This window comes from Mesorhizobium sp. B264B1B (genome assembly GCF_020165765.1).
Classification (GTDB): domain Bacteria; phylum Pseudomonadota; class Alphaproteobacteria; order Rhizobiales; family Rhizobiaceae; genus Mesorhizobium.
Genome location: NZ_JAIUIS010000013.1, coordinates 111,272 through 126,156, shown reverse-complemented (window position 1 = coordinate 126,156; position 14,885 = coordinate 111,272). Strand labels below are relative to the sequence as shown.

The following is a 14,885-nucleotide window of genomic DNA, read 5'->3' as shown; positions in this document are numbered from 1 at the left end:
GGAGCCGCCCCATGCCCTCTCTATTCGATTCCTTCGATCTAGGTCCCGTCCACCTCACGGGCCGCATCGTCATGCCGCCGATGACGCGCACCCGCACCTCCGAGGGTGCTCTTCCGACAGATGGCGACCTCCCGAACGAACTGACCGTCAAATATTACGGTCAGCGAGCTAGCGCCGGCCTGATCATCTCCGAAGTCAACGACGTGGATCAGTCCAGCCACGGCTACGCGCGGATTCCCGGGATTCACTCCGAAGCCCAGAAGCAGGCCTGGCGCCCGGTGACCGAAGAGGTTCATCGTCAGGGCGGCACCATCTTCATGCAGCTGTGGCATGTCGGCCGACTGGCGCATTCCTCGCTTCTGCCGAACGGCCAGGCGCCAGTGGGCGTGACCGCGGAACAGGCCGTCGGCTCAGAGGTGTTCGCCCATGGCCCGGACGGCCGGTTGCGCTTCATGGCGGCAGAGACGCCGAGGCCGCTCAGCACCGAGGAAGTGACGGCCATGGTGGGAACCTTCGCCAAAGCCGCCGCCAATGCGCGGGAGGTCGGGTTTGACGGCATCGAGATCCATGCCGCCAACGGCTATCTGATCGAGCAGTTCATGAACTCGGTGCTCAACACCCGTACCGACCGCTACGGCGGCGGCAGCATGGAAGATCGTGCGCGCTTCCTGATGGAAGTCGTCGACGCGGTCGTGGCGGAATTCGGCGCGGGACGCGTGGGGGTTCGCCTCTCACCGTTCGGCAAATATGGTTCAATGCCCGCTGATCCGCTCGTCGAGGAGACGTTCCTGTACATCGTCGAGCAGCTCGGGCGCCGTGGCGTGGCCTATGTCCATCTGCTCTACGAACTGCTGCCCGACGGCAACATGGAATCGGCCACATTCGAGGCGCGCCATCTCGACCACGACATGCTCGCCAAGGCGCGAGCGTCGTTCCCCGGCGCGTTCATCTGGTGCGGCGGCTTCAATGATGTCGAGCGCGCCCAGGCAGCGCTCGATACCGGGCTGGTGGACCTGATTGCCTTCGGCAGGCCGTATATCGCGAACCCGGATCTCGTCGAGCGTCTTCGGAGCGGCTGGCCATTGGCCGTAGCGGACCGGTCCGTCTATTACACCCGCAATGGCGAGGTGGGGTACACGGACTTCCCCACCTATTCGAAGAATGGCGCCGCAAGCAGGGCCGCCTGACACGACGATAGGCCGAGCAGGAGTCCGGCGCAGCGCCACGCACTCCTGCCGGTCGAGACGACCTCCATAGGTTCCGGCGGAGTCGCCCTGTGCCCGCGCAGATCCTGGATCTGGGTGCGCCTGACCGCCCTTCTTTCACTACAGGCAGAAACATCATGACAAAGCGAACATTTCTCGTCACCGCCGCCAGCAAGGGCATCGGCCGCGCGCTCTCGGCGCGGCTCGCCGCCGACGGTCATCACGTTGTCGGCATCGCTCGTGGCGATGATCCAGCGGACGAGCTTGGCGTGAAGGCCATCGCGAAATGGAAGAGCAGCCCGCCTCGAGGCCATTGGCAGGAGGCGGGCGTGAGGATTAAATATTCGCTTGTGCTAATATAAAAATGACGTAACGTAATGTCCGGCATCTTGAGGATGCGCAACCGTGGGGGAGTACGATGAGAGTTGCTATATTTTGCGCGGCTATCATGATCGCTGCGACTGGTGGCACCATTGCCAAGGAAAAGAAAGTGGTGGTCGGTGATGCTGCGGCCCTGTGCTCTACGAAGCATTCGACCAAGAAGCAGGTGAGAGATCTGGACTGCGGCTTGACTGGCACGGCCAAAATGCCGGATGGAGCAACCCCGGAAAAGCCGCGCCTCGGATACGACACCGATCCGTGGATGGTCATTGGCTTTTAAAGCTGGCTGCAGATAGCCGCCAACTTGCGGCGTGGCCGATGGTCGCCAGGTACTTGGAATGACACTCGTATCAAATTCCAGCACGACCAAACGAATTACCGCAATCCACCAGCAATCCCCAATTGCCGTGAGCCTATCGGGCGCTTGGCGAATTGGGACGTGGTTTCGGCACGACTACCTGCCGACGAAGTAGCTATCTGCGTGCCGATTGTCGCTGATTATCTATGGAATTTTTTTACTTTTGTTTTCAGTATGTTGCGCCGCAGATTGACGTATTTTCGGCGGCGTTTGAGTGGGGGGCAGTAATGATCGGGTAGTGGGCCGAACTCGACAATCCTGCCACGATGCATGACAGAGAACCGCTCGCCAAAATGGGCGACGACGGCAACATGGCATGGTGCACCGGCTGCATACGATCTGAGGCGTCACGTTTGCACTCACAAAAAGCTCCATCTCGGCCCTGCGATATTCATGGATGAGGCGTACGTGTGATGGTTGTGGTAAGGGAATGACGCTTTCTTTTCATGGAGATTGCGATGAGGGAGAGAACGATTGAAAGCGGCCTCAGCCCGCAAATGCAGGAGGCCATTCCGATAATTCGACGCGTTTTCAGACAACATGCGCCGAGGCGGCTTGAGCTTGAGCTTACTGCTGGAAAAGAGTGGTATAATCATTCCCGCTGGTCCCTGCATCATTCCGGCAATGCGGTTGATATTAGGACGAAAAAGCTGGCGGATCGCGGGACCGGTATGTTGTCAATCCTTTTAGGATACTTTTTGCAGCAGGAGCTTAACTCTGAACTTGGCAAGGCCAAGTATTTAGTCCTGGTGAACGATCAAGGGCCTATGTTTCCGCATATTCACGTTCAGTATAATCCAGGGGCCAGAATGAGCACACCCGGGGACTATGACGGCAAGCGACGGCGAGCGGTCTAGCAGCCCAAAGGAACTCCTTTGCGTGCTTGGTTGCCTTTTGCAGGCAAGCGCGGACAAAAGCCTCGCCGCGCTCTTTGCGCCATGCCGTGGAAGACATCCTTCAATCCACCGCGCGGATGCAAAGCCGTTTGATGCGCCGGTACCATCCGCCCAAATTACTCGAAGAAATAAGTAAAGCCCCCGTCGGAGGTTCCAACGGTCACCTTCGTCATCTTTTCACCGTCAAGCGACCGGTTGAGCACGCCGCGGCTTAATTCCGGCAGAAGCGTGTTGGTTAGGATGGCATCGATCATCCGCCCGCCGGATTCGATTTCCGTGCAGCGTGCCCTGACCAGATCGATGACGCCGTCGCCGATCACCAGTTCCGCGCCACTGGTTGCACGCAGCCGGCGAGCGATCCTGGCGAACTGATGACGGGTGATCGCCTCGATCATCGAATCCGACAGCGGGTAGTAAGGAATGGTTACCACCCGTCCAAGAAACGCCGCCGGAAAAACCTTCAGCAACGGCCGGCGCAAGGCCGTATCCAGATCTTCGAGGCCGGTCCGAACCGTGCCGTTCCTCGTCCGGTCCATGATGACTTCGGAGCCGACGTTCGAGGTGAGCAGGATCAATGTGTTCTTGAAATCGATGCGCCGCCCTTCGCTGTCGTCCATCATGCCCTTGTCGAAAACCTGGAAGAAGATTTCGTGGACGTCCGGATGCGCCTTCTCGACCTCGTCGAGCAGGATCACCGAATAGGGTTTGCGCCGAACCGCCTCTGTCAGGATGCCACCCTTGCCGTAGCCGACATAGCCGGGGGGCGCTCCCTTTAAAGTCGAGACAGTATGCGCCTCCTGAAACTCCGACATGTTGATCGAGATCAGGTTCTGTTCGCCACCATAAAGCGTCTCCGCCAAGGCCAGCGCGGTTTCGGTCTTGCCGACGCCGGAGGGGCCACAAAGCAGGAACACCCCCACCGGCTTTTCCGGCGCGCCGAGCCCGGCGCGGCTGGTCTGCACACGCTTGGCGATCATCTCCATGGCATGCTCTTGGCCAACCACGCGCTCGCACAGAGTGGCCGCGAGCCGGAGGGCTTTTTCGGTCTGGCTCGACAGCATGCGCCCCGTGGGGATGCCGGTCCAGTCCTGGACCACCGCGGCCACGGCATTTCGATCAACCGAGGGCAGGATCAGCGGCGCCTCGCCTTGCGCCTCGGCCAGTTCAGCCATGCGTTCGCGCAACCGGGTAAGATCGGCGACCGGATCAGGTGGAAGTCCATCGGCAACAGCCGTTTTCACTTTGGGATCGGATGCCTTGTCCTTGGGCGTTTGGATCTCAGGCAACTCAGACTCAGAGGCGTTGGCATCCGCTGGCGTTTCCATCGCATCGAGCGGCATACCGTCGCCGCGCAGCCGGGCACGCAATTCGAGTATCTCGGCAACTAAAACTCTTTCGCGGTCCCAACGTTGTTGCGCGGCAGCCAGCGCGACCCCTGTTTCGGCAAGTCCGGTGTCGACCCGTGCCTGCCGTTCGGTCACCTCGATCCCGATCGCCGCCTCACGATCGATGATGCCGCGCTCGACCTCCAGCGCCTGGCGACGCCGTATGATATCCTCGAGCTCGGCCGGCGTGGCATGCTGCGAGATTGCGACCCGGGCGCAAGCGGTGTCGAGAAGGCTTACCGCCTTGTCGGGTAGTTGCCGCGCCGGGATATAGCGGTGTGACAGGCCCACTGCCGCCTCGATCGCCTCATCCAGTATCTGCACCTGGTGGTGCTGCTCGAGAACTCCGGCCACCCCGCGCAACATGAGAACGGCCACAGCTTCGGAAGGCTCGTCGATCTTTACCACCTGAAACCGACGGGTCAGCGCCGGGTCTTTTTCTATGTGCTGCTTGTATTCAGCCCAGGTCGTTGCCGCGACGGTACGCAGTTCACCGCGTGCCAGCGCCGGCTTCAGGAGATTGGCCGCGTCGCCGGTTCCAGCAGGGCCGCCTGCGCCGATCAAGGTGTGAGCTTCATCGATAAAAAGGATAACCGGTGTTTCGGACGACTGCACCTCGTCGATTACAGCCTTAAGCCGTTTTTCGAACTCGCCCTTAACGCTTGCCCCGGCCTGCATCAAACCGACATCGAGCATGCGCACGCTGACGCCCTGTAGCATCGGCGGTACATCGCCCTGGGCAATGCGCAAGGCGAAGCCCTCGACGACCGCGGTCTTGCCTACCCCGGCTTCGCCCGTCAGGATCGGGTTGTTCTGCCGCCGCCGCATCAGCACATCAACGATCTGCCTGATCTCGGGGTCGCGGCCGACGACGGGATCGATCTTGCCGTCGCGGGCGCGCTGGGTCAGGTCGGTGGCGTATTTCGCCAGCGCCGAATCCCCACCCGGAGCCCGCCGTGGCATCTCCGTTGCGGAGACCGTGGTCGAGGTGCCAGCTTCGAGTGAGCCCTCCATGACATCGGCGAACCGCGCGATCACCGCGTCGGCGTCGATCTCGTCGAATGCGCCGCTGATCTTCGACAGCAGGCCTTCTAGGACCGGGGTCTTCAGGCAAGCGAGCAGAATATGCGCGCTGCGGACTTCCTCGACGCTGAACTCAAGCGTCGCCAAGTTCCAGGCCTCCTGGATGGCATGAAAGATGTGGTCGGAAAATTCCTCGATCGATGTGGCGCCGTATGGCAGCTTGTCCACGGCGCGGGTCATATCGGCCGTGAGCCGGCTGGCATCCACTCCCGCATCGGCGATGATCATTTGCACGTCCGAGCGATCGGAAAGCACCAGTTGCTCGATGAAGTGGACGAGTTCGACGTAAGGGTTGCCGCGCAGCTTGGCGGTGTCCGCGGCTGCCTTGAAGGCGCGCACGCCGACAGGATTGAGCTTGCCGACCAGTTCCTTACGCTTGAAGCTCTGTGACGACCGGCGCTGTTCCATCGAACCTGCTCCTGCAATCTGCCAGTCGACAACCTGCCACATAAGCCGTCGCTTGACAAAGCGCCCGATGGACGGCGTCGCCAAGGCCGTTCGCGGGGCCGTCAGCCTTTGGAAGCCCGAACCACTGGCGGCAGAAGAATTCGCGCATCCGTGTGGTGTATTTTGCCGACTGGGTTCGGCAGTCTCGCCAAGCCATCCCATAGCGAACACGCGGTGGTCAGCTTTCGTTAGCTTTTAAGCAGCGGCTTTAATTGGCGTACGGCACATCAGTGTGGTAACCTTGGGTCAGGTGCCGTGAGGGCCGGTTGCTGGGGGTCTGTGTGATTGATGTCGCACTTTGGCTTACTCCGCTCGACGGTGAAAATCCGTCAGGGGAGGATTTGCGCAACGACCCGGCCTTCCATGAGCTGGAGCGACTGACGGAACAGCAGAAGAAAGTCGAGTTCCAAGGCAGCAAAAACACTGAAGTCGACGTTCCGATAGACTGGCCTACCGTGCTTACCAGGGCTGAAGAGCTGCGGTCTCACGGCCGGGACCTGCGCCTTCTCGTCATTGTTACGCGTGGACTGGCCAACGAGCATCGGTTGGCCGGCCTGGCTGCCGGCCTGACCCTCATCGCGCAAACCGTCGATCAGCATTGGACGACCATGCATCCGGCCCTGCGGCCCGGTGCCACGCCGCGCGAAGCAGCCTTGCGCCGCATTAATGCGCTTACCGACCTTCAGAACAGCCAGGACGGTCTACTCAAAGATTTGCGGAAAATGACATTCTTTGCGCCGCGCGCCATTGGGCCGATCCTGGGCGCGGATCTGGAGAAGGGTTCGCTTGACGAGCGGGTCATGCTGCAGGAGGCTGCTTCGGGACTGAATGCGGCCGAGAAGGCGAAGCTGGCAAGCGAGCACAGCCAACTGGTGAACCGGGTGCGCAGCGCATGCGCGGCGCTGATTGATCAGGCCGGGCCAGAAATGACGTTGCTCATAGCCGACGCCCGCGCCGCGATCGCCGCTCTCGAGAGCGTCGAAGCCGCCTTTAACTCCCGCCTCGAAGGCGCTGGCGCCACGCTTCCCGAGTTAAAGCGGTTTCTGCAGCGTCTGCTGACGACCCTCGAACGAAACGCGACCGGTGCCACTGCCGCGAACGGCCTCGCAAAGCCGGTCGCGACGCCAGCAGAACCGGCAGCACGTGTTCGCAACGGCGATGGAGCCGATACGATGGCAAGCGTGGCAAGCTACGCAGAATCCGGCGACAGCGGCCTGCCCGACCGGATCTCCTCGCGCGACGATGTCGTCAAATGCCTCGATCTCGTCGTCGCCTTCTATGACAGCACCGAACCGTCCAGCCCGATCCCGCACCTGGCGCGGCGCGTGCGCCGAATGGTGCATATGGATTTCGTTGAACTGATGGAAGATCTCGCCCCGTCGGGACTGAAGGAATTTCGGCTTCTTGCCGGCGTTCCCGATGTCAAGAAGACGGCACAGAAAGATGAAAGGTAAGACACATGCCAGCCGAAAGCAAAGCCAAGGTCATCGAACGAAATCGCGCGCCACGGGTGCAGATCGCCTATGACGTGGAAACCTACGGCAGCCCGACGACGATCGAACTGCCGTTTGTCATGGGCGTGATGGCCGACCTTTCCGGTGCTTCGCAAACCAAGGAAGCGTCAAAGTCGGTTCTGGACCGCTCCTTCGTCGAGACCGACGCGAACCGCTTCCCCAAGTTCATGGAGGCGCTCGGACCCCGCGTCAAAGCGCGGGTGAAGAACACGCTGCCGCAGGCCGAAGGCCAAGAGCGCGACGAGGAACTGGCGCTCGATCTCACCTTCACCAAAATGGGCGATTTCGCCCCCGACAAGATCGCCGAGCAGGTTCCGCAACTGGCCGAGATCCTCAAGATGCGTCGTCAGCTCGAGGAATTGCTGGGCTTCATGGATGGCCGCGTAGACGCCGAAAAGCGTATCGCGCAGTTGCTGAACAACGAGCCACTTCTTGGCAAGATCGCCAGCCAGGCGCTGACTGACGACGACAAGGCGGGAGAATAAACCATGGCCGAACAGCAAAAGACCGCCACCCTCGCCGCCGAGGCTGAAGCCATAGACCTTGGAGAATTCAGTGGACTCCTCGAGAAGGATTTCAAGGTCAAGAAAGACGACAGCGAGAAGCTGCAGCAACTCGTGCGCAATCTCGCGCTCGCAGCGCAGTCCCGTTCCGACACCACAACCATCTCGTCCAATGCCATCAAGTCGATCAAGTCGCTGATCGCCGGTATCGACAAGATGCTGACGGCTCAGGTCAACGAGATCCTGCACGCGCCGGAAGTGCGCGAAATGGAAGGCACATGGCGCGGCCTGTGGTACCTCGTCAACAACACCGAGACCGACCAGAAGCTTAAAATCCGGGTGATGAATATCTCCAAGGAGCAGCTGGCCGACACGCTCGAAGACTACGAAGGCCAGATGTGGGATCAGAGTCCGATCTTCAAGAAAGTCTACACAGACGAATATTCGATGCTTGGCGGTGAGCCGATCGGCTGCGTGATCGGCGCCTACGAATTTTCCAACCACCCGCGCGATGTCGGTCTGCTACGCAACATCTCCGGCATCTGCGCTTCTGCGCACACGCCTTTTATCGCGGCCGCCTCGCCTCGACTGTTTCGTATGGATAGCTGGCAGGAATTGCCGAACCCTCAGGATTTGCAGCAGATCGTTTCCAACCCGGCCTATGCCTCCTGGCAGTCGCTGCGCGAAAGCGAGGATGCTCGCTACATCGGGCTGACCATGCCCCGCGTCCTGGCCCGGCTGCCATATGGCACGGACACCGTTCCGGTGAAGGGCTTCACCTTCGAGGAAGAGGTGCAGGGCGATCACAACAAGTATGTCTGGATGAACGCCGCCTTCCCGATGGGCGTCAACATCAACCGCAGCCACAAGCTGTTTGGCTGGGGTACCCAGATCCGCGGCGTCGAGAACGGCGGAACGGTGCTTAATTTGCCGGTGCACAGCTTCCCGACCGATGATGGGTCGATAGCGATGAAATGCCCCACGGAAGTCGCCATTGATGACCGGCGTGAGGCGGAACTCGCCAAGCTTGGCCTGATGCCGATCCTGCACCGGAAGAACACGGATCTTGCGGCTTTCATCGGTGCCCATTCGTTACAGGACGACGAAACGCGCGCCGGCCGACTGGTGGACCCCGATGCGCAGTCTAATGAGCGGCTGAGCGCCAACTTGCCCTACTTGTTCCCGGTTTCGCGCTTTGCGCACTATCTCAAAGCCATAGCGCGAGACAAGGTCGGGTCGTTTAAGGAACGCTCCGACATGCAGATCTGGTTGACCGAGTGGATCAACCGCTACGTGCTGGCCAACCCGGCCTTTGCCGACGACAAGGCGCGCGCCAAGCGCCCGCTCGCCGCCGCCGAGGTCCAAGTGGACAGCGTGGAGGGGCGGCCGGGCTACTACAACGCCCGCTTCTATCTGCGCCCGCATTACCAGCTGGAGGGCATCAATGCCTCGCTTCGACTGGTGTCGGAACTGCCGTCCGTTAAGACTTGATTGCAGCAACAACAATCTTTTTTTTGACAATGGTGGAGAGAGACAATGCCAGTAAAGATTGATGGTTTTCTGAAGGTTCCCGATATCAAGGGCCCCAGCACCCGCGACGGCCACGATGATGAGATCGAAATCCATGGCGTCGACTACAAGATGGTCGCACCCTATGACCCGAATTCGCTCTCACGTCGGGGGCGCGTGTCCATGGGCATGATCAAGTTCATCAAACACTACGACAAATCTTCGCCTTATCTCAAGAAAGCCTTGTTCGAGAACAAGGCCCTCGATGAAGTGGTGTTCTCGGCACGTCGGACGATCGATGGCGAGACTAAGGATTATCTGGTCGTCACCCTCACCGACGCCTCGATCATGGAATACGACATGTCGCAGGCCGAGGATGAGGAAGACCTGATCCAGGAAGAGGTCAGCTTCGCCTACAAGAAGATCAAGTTCGTCTATGACGGCAATGATGAAGCCGAAATGGATGTCTATGTCGGCAAGTGAGGGTCGGCGACCCGACGCTGGCAAGCAGCACAGTACCGGCAGCTTGCGGGCAAAAAGCGAGGCCGTCCAGCCGTCGCTTTGGGATCGCCTCGTCAATGACCTGCCTGGTCTGACCTCGGAGATAGACGGGCTGCGCCATGTCTTGCTCGACGAGCTTGGCGCCGACCGTGTCGACGCCCTCGTTGGCGCCAGCGCGCGGGCCATCGACGCTGATGCCGAACTCACAGCCGAGCAAAAACGGCGTCTGCATCGATTGGCCTTTCAGACCCAGCATCGGGTCGAGATCGAAAGTCGCGGCGTTGTGGTGTCAGCCCGCGTGCTCAGAGAAGCAGTGCGGCGTGACGTCGAGGCGCTCTTCAATACCGAGCGCTTCGAGGCCACGCCGCTCCTGTCCGATCTGGAAAATGAACAGGTATCGGACAACCCACCGTCGCTCGCAGATTTCCCGGAGGTGCGCCGGAGCGTGGTCAATTACGGCGTCCCCTCCTTCTCGGGCAGGTCTTCGCGCGACTTTGATCGCGATGTGCTGGCGCGTGAGATCCGTGCGGTGCTCGCCACCTTCGAGCCCCGCCTCAAGGAAAGCGCAACAAAGGTCACAGTGACGCTTGGCGACAAGACCGCCGGCCTCAAGATCGAGATTGACGGTGTGCTGATCATAACCCCGACACCGGAACGCATGCGCCTGCGCACTACGATCAATCTCGATAACGGCGCGGCGCGGACCGAAATCAGGGACGCCTGAGATGGATCGGGTCTTCGTCGAATATTACGAGGAGGAGTTGACCCACATCCGCGGCCTTGCGGCCGAATTTGCCGATATGCATCCAGCGGTCGCGCGCAACCTTTCCCTCGACACGGTCCCCTGTCCGGACCCCTATGTTGAGCGGCTGCTGGATGGCGTGGCTTTCCTCGCGGCGCGCACCCGGCTAAAGGTCGACGCCGAGCGTTCGCGATTTTCGCGCAGTGTGCTCGACGTTCTTTATCCCGATCTGGTCACCCCGGCGCCGGCAACGGCGATGGTGGTGCTCAAACCAGGCCAGCAGGTCCAGACCATGCTCGACGGCCACGTCGTCAGGCGCAACACCCGGCTGGTTTCCAGCCTGCGGCCCGGCCTTTCGACGCGCTGCACTTTCTCGACCGCGCAAGAGACGACCCTGTGGCCGATAGCAATCACTTCGGTCAGCTATTTTCAGGACCGCAGCGCGTTGGCGGCGGCCGGGATGGCCACGGTCGGCGGTGTGCGCGGCGAGGCGGCGCTCCGCATCACGCTGGCCCCGACCGGAAAAGGCAAGCTCCACGAATTGACGCTCGACCGGCTCGATATTTATTTTGCCGGGCGAACCAAGGCGCCGCTGCTATTCGACGCGATCTTCGGCACTTGCTCGACCGTTGGCGCACGCGCTGAGGGCAAGAGCAACCCGTTGTCGCCCTTGCCAGCGCCCGAAATGGTTGGCATCAGCGACGACGAAGCCTTGATGCCGCGTACCCGCCCGACATTCGAAGGATATCGCCTCCTGCGAGAATACTTCATAATGCCCGAGCGCTTCCACTATGTGCGGGTTTCGGGGCTACAGCCTGTCGTGCGTCGATGCGACGGAGGGCTTGAGATCGTCTTCCAATTCAGGCGTCCGGTGCCAGAGTTGGCCGATCTGACATCGGCCGACTTCGAACTTTTCGCAACGCCGATCATCAATCTTTTCGAACGTGAGTGCAACGTCGTCGAGATCGATGCGCGTAAGACACGCCAGGTTTTGCATGCAGACCGCACGAGGGCGCGCGACTTTGAAATCTATCGGATCATTCGTGTTGAGGACGCCGACACCGAAGGCAACGACGCCGAAATTCCGGAACTGTTCAGCCTGGGGCAGAACAGCGGCAGTGGGTGGGTCTACTCAACCGAGCGGCGCCCTCGGCGCGCGACCGAAGACGAACGGCGCGACGGTCTAACGCGCACGTCATACACCGGCGACGACGTTTTCCTGGCCGTATCGCGACCGCTCGCAAGCCCGGCGTACCGACCTCTGAAGCGTCTCGACGTCGTAGCACTGTGCACCAATCGTGACCTGCCGATCCTCGATGACAATCCCACATTGACGCTTGAGGCCGGCGACCCGGTCGAAATCGTCAGGCTCCTTGGAGCCCTGCGTCCACCGCAGCCGGCGATCCCCGCAGCACTGCCTACAGGGGCCGAGGGTGAATCGCGCGCCGACGATCTCGCCTGGCGGCTGGTGGCACAGCTCATGCTCAACTTCCTCAGCCTTGCCAAGGAGGGCCGCGGCGTCGACCCGTTGCATGCGCTTCTCGATATCTATGCCGACCGAGGCGATCCCAGCCTGGCTCGCAATGTACATTCGATCGCCCGCATCGACTCGCGGCCCGTCGTGGAGCGGCTTCAGATCGAGGGGCCGATGTGCTTCGGACGCGGCACCGAGGTGACGTTGCATGTCGATGAATCCATCCTGGCTGGCCAAAGCACTTTGCTGCTTTCGGCTTTGCTGGCGCGGCTGTTCGCCCGATATGCCGGAATAAACGGTTTCGTGCGGACCCGCACGCGGCTGCTGCAGAAGCAGGAGGATGTGCCATGGCCGATGACGCCCGGCAATCGCTCCCTGATCTAGACAAGCCCAGCCCAAACCCCACTGAAGGTCTGTCCGAAGGGTTCGACTTTTTCGAATTGCTGCGCCGTCTCGAACAGCAAAATGCCGTGTTCGGCCATTCCGGCCGTCCCGACCGTGAGCCGGCAAGGCTTGGCCAGCATGTGCGCCTCGCCTTCTCGGCCAGGGACCTGGTCCATTTCCGCGAAGCCGACAACGGCAAGCCGGCCCGGGTCACGATTGCAAATCTGGGTCTCTTGGGCCCCGAGGGTCCAATGCCGCTGCATCTGACGCGCTGGGTGCTCGACCGGCTGTCGCAGCGGTGGTTCGCCGGGGCCAACGCACAGCTGACCAGCGACACTACTTTCGTCGATTTCGTCAACATTCTGCAGCACCGCATGATCGCCCTTTACTATCGGGCGTGGGCGGATGCGAATCCGGCCGTTCAGGTTGAACGCGCGGTCGGTGGCCGGGTTCGCGCCATGCTTGCGGCCGTGGCCGGTATCGGACTTCCCGGCACCCGAAACATCGATCTCGACATGGTGAAGCTTCGCCAGGCGGCTTCGCTCGCCAGCCAGGTCGAGGGCCCGGAACGACTGACACTGTTCCTGGCGGAAGCCTTCAAGGTGCCGATAAAGATCAAGGAATTCGTCGCCGCCTGGACAATGATACCAGCAGGCCTCCAGACCCGCCTCGCAAAATCCTTTGCTGTGCTCGGTCGGGGGGCGACGATCGGCCCACGCGTTTTCACCCGCCAAAGCAGGATCGAACTGCGGGTCGGCCCTTTAAAGTATGATGATTTCAAGACATTCCTGCCGGGCAGCCAACGGCTCAAACTGTTCCAGCACGCGGTTCGCGACATGGTCGGAGAATCTCTCGATGTCGATCTGCGTATCGTGCTTGCGCGTGAAGCAGTGCCGCCGCCCCGTATTGGAGCGGTGCAGCTCGGCCGAACCGCCTGGCTTGCGCGACCCGCTGAAAGGGGGGATGCTGATGATATGCGGCTGCGCACTATCGTCGGATGGCGGCCGGAAATGGCGGGGGGCGCGGCATGAGTCTGCTGCTAACGCTAGAGCAAGGGCCACGCACCCAGGCGGTGCGGCAAACTCGCCTGGACGAAGGTGAGCTGGTGATCGGCCGCAGCGCCGATGCAGGCTGGCAGATCGATGATCCCGACATGTTCGTTTCACGCGCTCACTGCAAAATCTCTGGCGGGCGAGATGGATATTTCGTCACCGACACATCGAGCAGCGGTTTGTTCATAAACGATTCCGATAGCCCGCTTGGTCCAGGCAAGTCCGCACGCCTTCAAAGCGGCATGCGGCTCAGGCTGGGCGATTACGTCGTCTGTGTCGACCTGCAGATCGCGGCCGCTCAAGCGCCCGCAGTCATCCAGCCGGTACCAGAACGTCTGCCAGCGGCATCGCGGGCGCCGGTAAGCATCGGCCGCGATGACTTCTTTTCCGCCAAGGTCGAAGAAGCGCCGCAACGGCCTCGACCTGCTGATCTGCCGAACCCATTCGAGCAGCCGATCCCAGGGGCGTTCGAGCGCGCGTCCTCCGGCCAGCGCAACTCGCCTGCTTTCGACGACCCGTTCAGCCTCGATCCGGGTTCAACGCCGGTGTCGAAAAACGCCGCCGTTTATGTCGAGCAGGGCGGGGTGGGCAGCCGGGCGGATCCATTCAGCCTCGACCGGCCCCCCCCTCCCAGCCACGGAGCTGAATCCGCAGCGGGAAAGCTGTCCGACTTCAACGATGATTTTGGTTTCGGACCGGTCTCCTCGCCCAGTTCGACAAATAACTCGGCCTCGACCGGCCAGCGCGAGCGCATTGCCCAACGGCCACCATCCGCCAATCCCTGGGATATTCCCGCGCAACCGGCCGATGTCCTGCCTCCAGCGCGCATGGGTGCTGCTTCCAAACCTGCCCGCCCGCCGGCAAGCGCGCAGCCCGCCGAGATGGCGCTCCGCGCCGCCTTCTTGCGCGGCATGGGCGTCGAGGAAGCCGATTTCCCCGGGCGCGACAGCATCGTGGAAATGGAGAAGTTCGGCCGCGAATACCGGCTGATGATGGAAGGGCTGATGCAGCTTCTGCGCAAGCGGGCCGAGGAGAAAGGAAATGCTCGCGTCGCCCAGACAATGGTCGGTGCCTCCGAAGTCAATCCGCTCAAATTTCTGCCGTCGGTCGACGACGCCATCGTGACGCTGATCGCCGAGCGCAGCCCCGGATTTCTCGCCGGGGAGGCGGCCATCGCCGATGCAGTTCGCGATCTCGCGCAACATCACGTGCGCGCTTGGCGAGGCATACAGGCCGCTTTGCGACGGATGATCGATCGTTTCGATCCCGCAGCGATCGAGGACGAGCTGAAATCGAATTCGGCGATCGGCACCCTGCTTTCGGGCGGGCGCGGCGCCAAGCTGTGGGAGCTCTATCAAAAACGCCATCGCGAAATCGCCGAAAGCGCGGAAAAAAGCTTCCTTGGCGAAATCGGCACTGATTTTCGAGATGCATATGAGGAGGAGTAAGCC

At 61.2% G+C, this 14,885-nt stretch carries 13 protein-coding genes; 12 read left to right on the top strand and 1 reads right to left on the bottom strand.

Annotation, left to right across the window (positions count from 1 at the left end):
• Positions 1-11 precede the first annotated feature (11 nt).
• The 4 genes from LB547_RS24355 to LB547_RS24340 all read left to right on the top strand — a co-directional run bounded on the left by LB547_RS24355 (position 12) and on the right by LB547_RS24340 (position 2,801).
• Positions 12-1,187, top strand: a complete 1,176-nt coding sequence (locus LB547_RS24355; protein ID WP_140656726.1) for an alkene reductase — start codon at positions 12-14, stop codon at positions 1,185-1,187.
• Positions 1,188-1,276: 89 nt separating this feature from the next.
• Positions 1,277-1,567, top strand: a complete 291-nt coding sequence (locus LB547_RS32715) for an SDR family NAD(P)-dependent oxidoreductase (RefSeq protein WP_411970479.1) — start codon at positions 1,277-1,279, stop codon at positions 1,565-1,567.
• Between the two features lie 86 nt (positions 1,568-1,653).
• Positions 1,654-1,866, top strand: a complete 213-nt coding sequence (locus LB547_RS24345) for a hypothetical protein (protein WP_181168590.1) — start codon at positions 1,654-1,656, stop codon at positions 1,864-1,866.
• Positions 1,867-2,402: 536 nt separating this feature from the next.
• A complete protein-coding gene (locus LB547_RS24340) occupies positions 2,403-2,801 on the top strand; it encodes a hypothetical protein (RefSeq protein WP_140498284.1) in 399 nt (132 codons plus the stop codon).
• A gap of 155 nt (positions 2,802-2,956) precedes the next feature.
• Here the strand turns inward: LB547_RS24340 and tssH are convergent, their stop codons facing one another.
• Positions 2,957-5,716, bottom strand: coding sequence for a type VI secretion system ATPase TssH (tssH, locus tag LB547_RS24335; protein WP_140581094.1), 2,760 nt, complete (start codon positions 5,714-5,716; stop codon positions 2,957-2,959).
• A gap of 320 nt (positions 5,717-6,036) precedes the next feature.
• Here tssH and tssA point away from each other — a divergent pair, with 320 nt between their 5' ends.
• The 8 genes from tssA to tagH are packed head-to-tail and all read left to right on the top strand — an operon-like array spanning position 6,037 to position 14,882.
• Complete coding sequence (tssA, locus tag LB547_RS24330) at positions 6,037-7,209, top strand: type VI secretion system protein TssA (protein WP_140685155.1); 1,173 nt, start codon at positions 6,037-6,039, stop codon at positions 7,207-7,209.
• Between the two features lie 5 nt (positions 7,210-7,214).
• The gene (tssB, locus tag LB547_RS24325) at positions 7,215-7,754 is read left to right on the top strand and encodes a type VI secretion system contractile sheath small subunit (protein WP_140498287.1); all 540 of its coding nucleotides are present in this window, start codon (positions 7,215-7,217) and stop codon (positions 7,752-7,754) included.
• Positions 7,755-7,757: 3 nt separating this feature from the next.
• Complete coding sequence (tssC, locus tag LB547_RS24320; protein ID WP_140498288.1) at positions 7,758-9,263, top strand: type VI secretion system contractile sheath large subunit; 1,506 nt, start codon at positions 7,758-7,760, stop codon at positions 9,261-9,263.
• Positions 9,264-9,308: 45 nt separating this feature from the next.
• Positions 9,309-9,764, top strand: a complete 456-nt coding sequence (locus tag LB547_RS24315) for an Hcp family type VI secretion system effector (RefSeq protein ID WP_115143971.1) — start codon at positions 9,309-9,311, stop codon at positions 9,762-9,764.
• Positions 9,751-10,506 (top strand): type VI secretion system baseplate subunit TssE, encoded by a 756-nt coding sequence (gene tssE / locus LB547_RS24310; protein ID WP_140498535.1) that lies wholly within the window; start codon positions 9,751-9,753, stop codon positions 10,504-10,506. Before LB547_RS24315 ends, tssE begins: the two co-directional genes overlap by 14 nt.
• 1 nt (position 10,507) lies before the next feature.
• Entirely contained in the window at positions 10,508-12,382 is a 1,875-nt protein-coding gene (gene tssF, locus LB547_RS24305) for a type VI secretion system baseplate subunit TssF (protein WP_140560454.1), read from the top strand.
• Positions 12,346-13,413 (top strand): type VI secretion system baseplate subunit TssG, encoded by a 1,068-nt coding sequence (tssG, locus tag LB547_RS24300; protein ID WP_140762891.1) that lies wholly within the window; start codon positions 12,346-12,348, stop codon positions 13,411-13,413. Before tssF ends, tssG begins: the two co-directional genes overlap by 37 nt.
• Positions 13,410-14,882 (top strand): type VI secretion system-associated FHA domain protein TagH, encoded by a 1,473-nt coding sequence (gene tagH, locus LB547_RS24295; RefSeq protein ID WP_140762936.1) that lies wholly within the window; start codon positions 13,410-13,412, stop codon positions 14,880-14,882. The genes tssG and tagH overlap by 4 nt, the downstream gene beginning before the upstream one ends.
• The last annotated feature ends 3 nt before the right edge of the window (positions 14,883-14,885 follow it).

What these genes read in the sequence shown, in the direction of transcription:
- LB547_RS24355 (WP_140656726.1), top strand. Translation starts at nt 12, where the DNA reads ATGCCCTCTCTATTCGATTCCTTCGATCTAGGTCCCGTCCACCTCACG.
- LB547_RS24345 (WP_181168590.1), top strand. Translation starts at nt 1,654, where the DNA reads ATGATCGCTGCGACTGGTGGCACCATTGCCAAGGAAAAGAAAGTGGTG.
- LB547_RS24340 (WP_140498284.1), top strand. Translation starts at nt 2,403, where the DNA reads ATGAGGGAGAGAACGATTGAAAGCGGCCTCAGCCCGCAAATGCAGGAG.
- tssH (WP_140581094.1), bottom strand. Translation starts at nt 5,716, where the DNA reads ATGGAACAGCGCCGGTCGTCACAGAGCTTCAAGCGTAAGGAACTGGTC.
- tssB (WP_140498287.1), top strand. Translation starts at nt 7,215, where the DNA reads ATGCCAGCCGAAAGCAAAGCCAAGGTCATCGAACGAAATCGCGCGCCA.
- tssC (WP_140498288.1), top strand. Translation starts at nt 7,758, where the DNA reads ATGGCCGAACAGCAAAAGACCGCCACCCTCGCCGCCGAGGCTGAAGCC.
- LB547_RS24315 (WP_115143971.1), top strand. Translation starts at nt 9,309, where the DNA reads ATGCCAGTAAAGATTGATGGTTTTCTGAAGGTTCCCGATATCAAGGGC.
- tssE (WP_140498535.1), top strand. Translation starts at nt 9,751, where the DNA reads ATGTCGGCAAGTGAGGGTCGGCGACCCGACGCTGGCAAGCAGCACAGT.
- tssF (WP_140560454.1), top strand. Translation starts at nt 10,508, where the DNA reads ATGGATCGGGTCTTCGTCGAATATTACGAGGAGGAGTTGACCCACATC.
- tssG (WP_140762891.1), top strand. Translation starts at nt 12,346, where the DNA reads ATGGCCGATGACGCCCGGCAATCGCTCCCTGATCTAGACAAGCCCAGC.
- tagH (WP_140762936.1), top strand. Translation starts at nt 13,410, where the DNA reads ATGAGTCTGCTGCTAACGCTAGAGCAAGGGCCACGCACCCAGGCGGTG.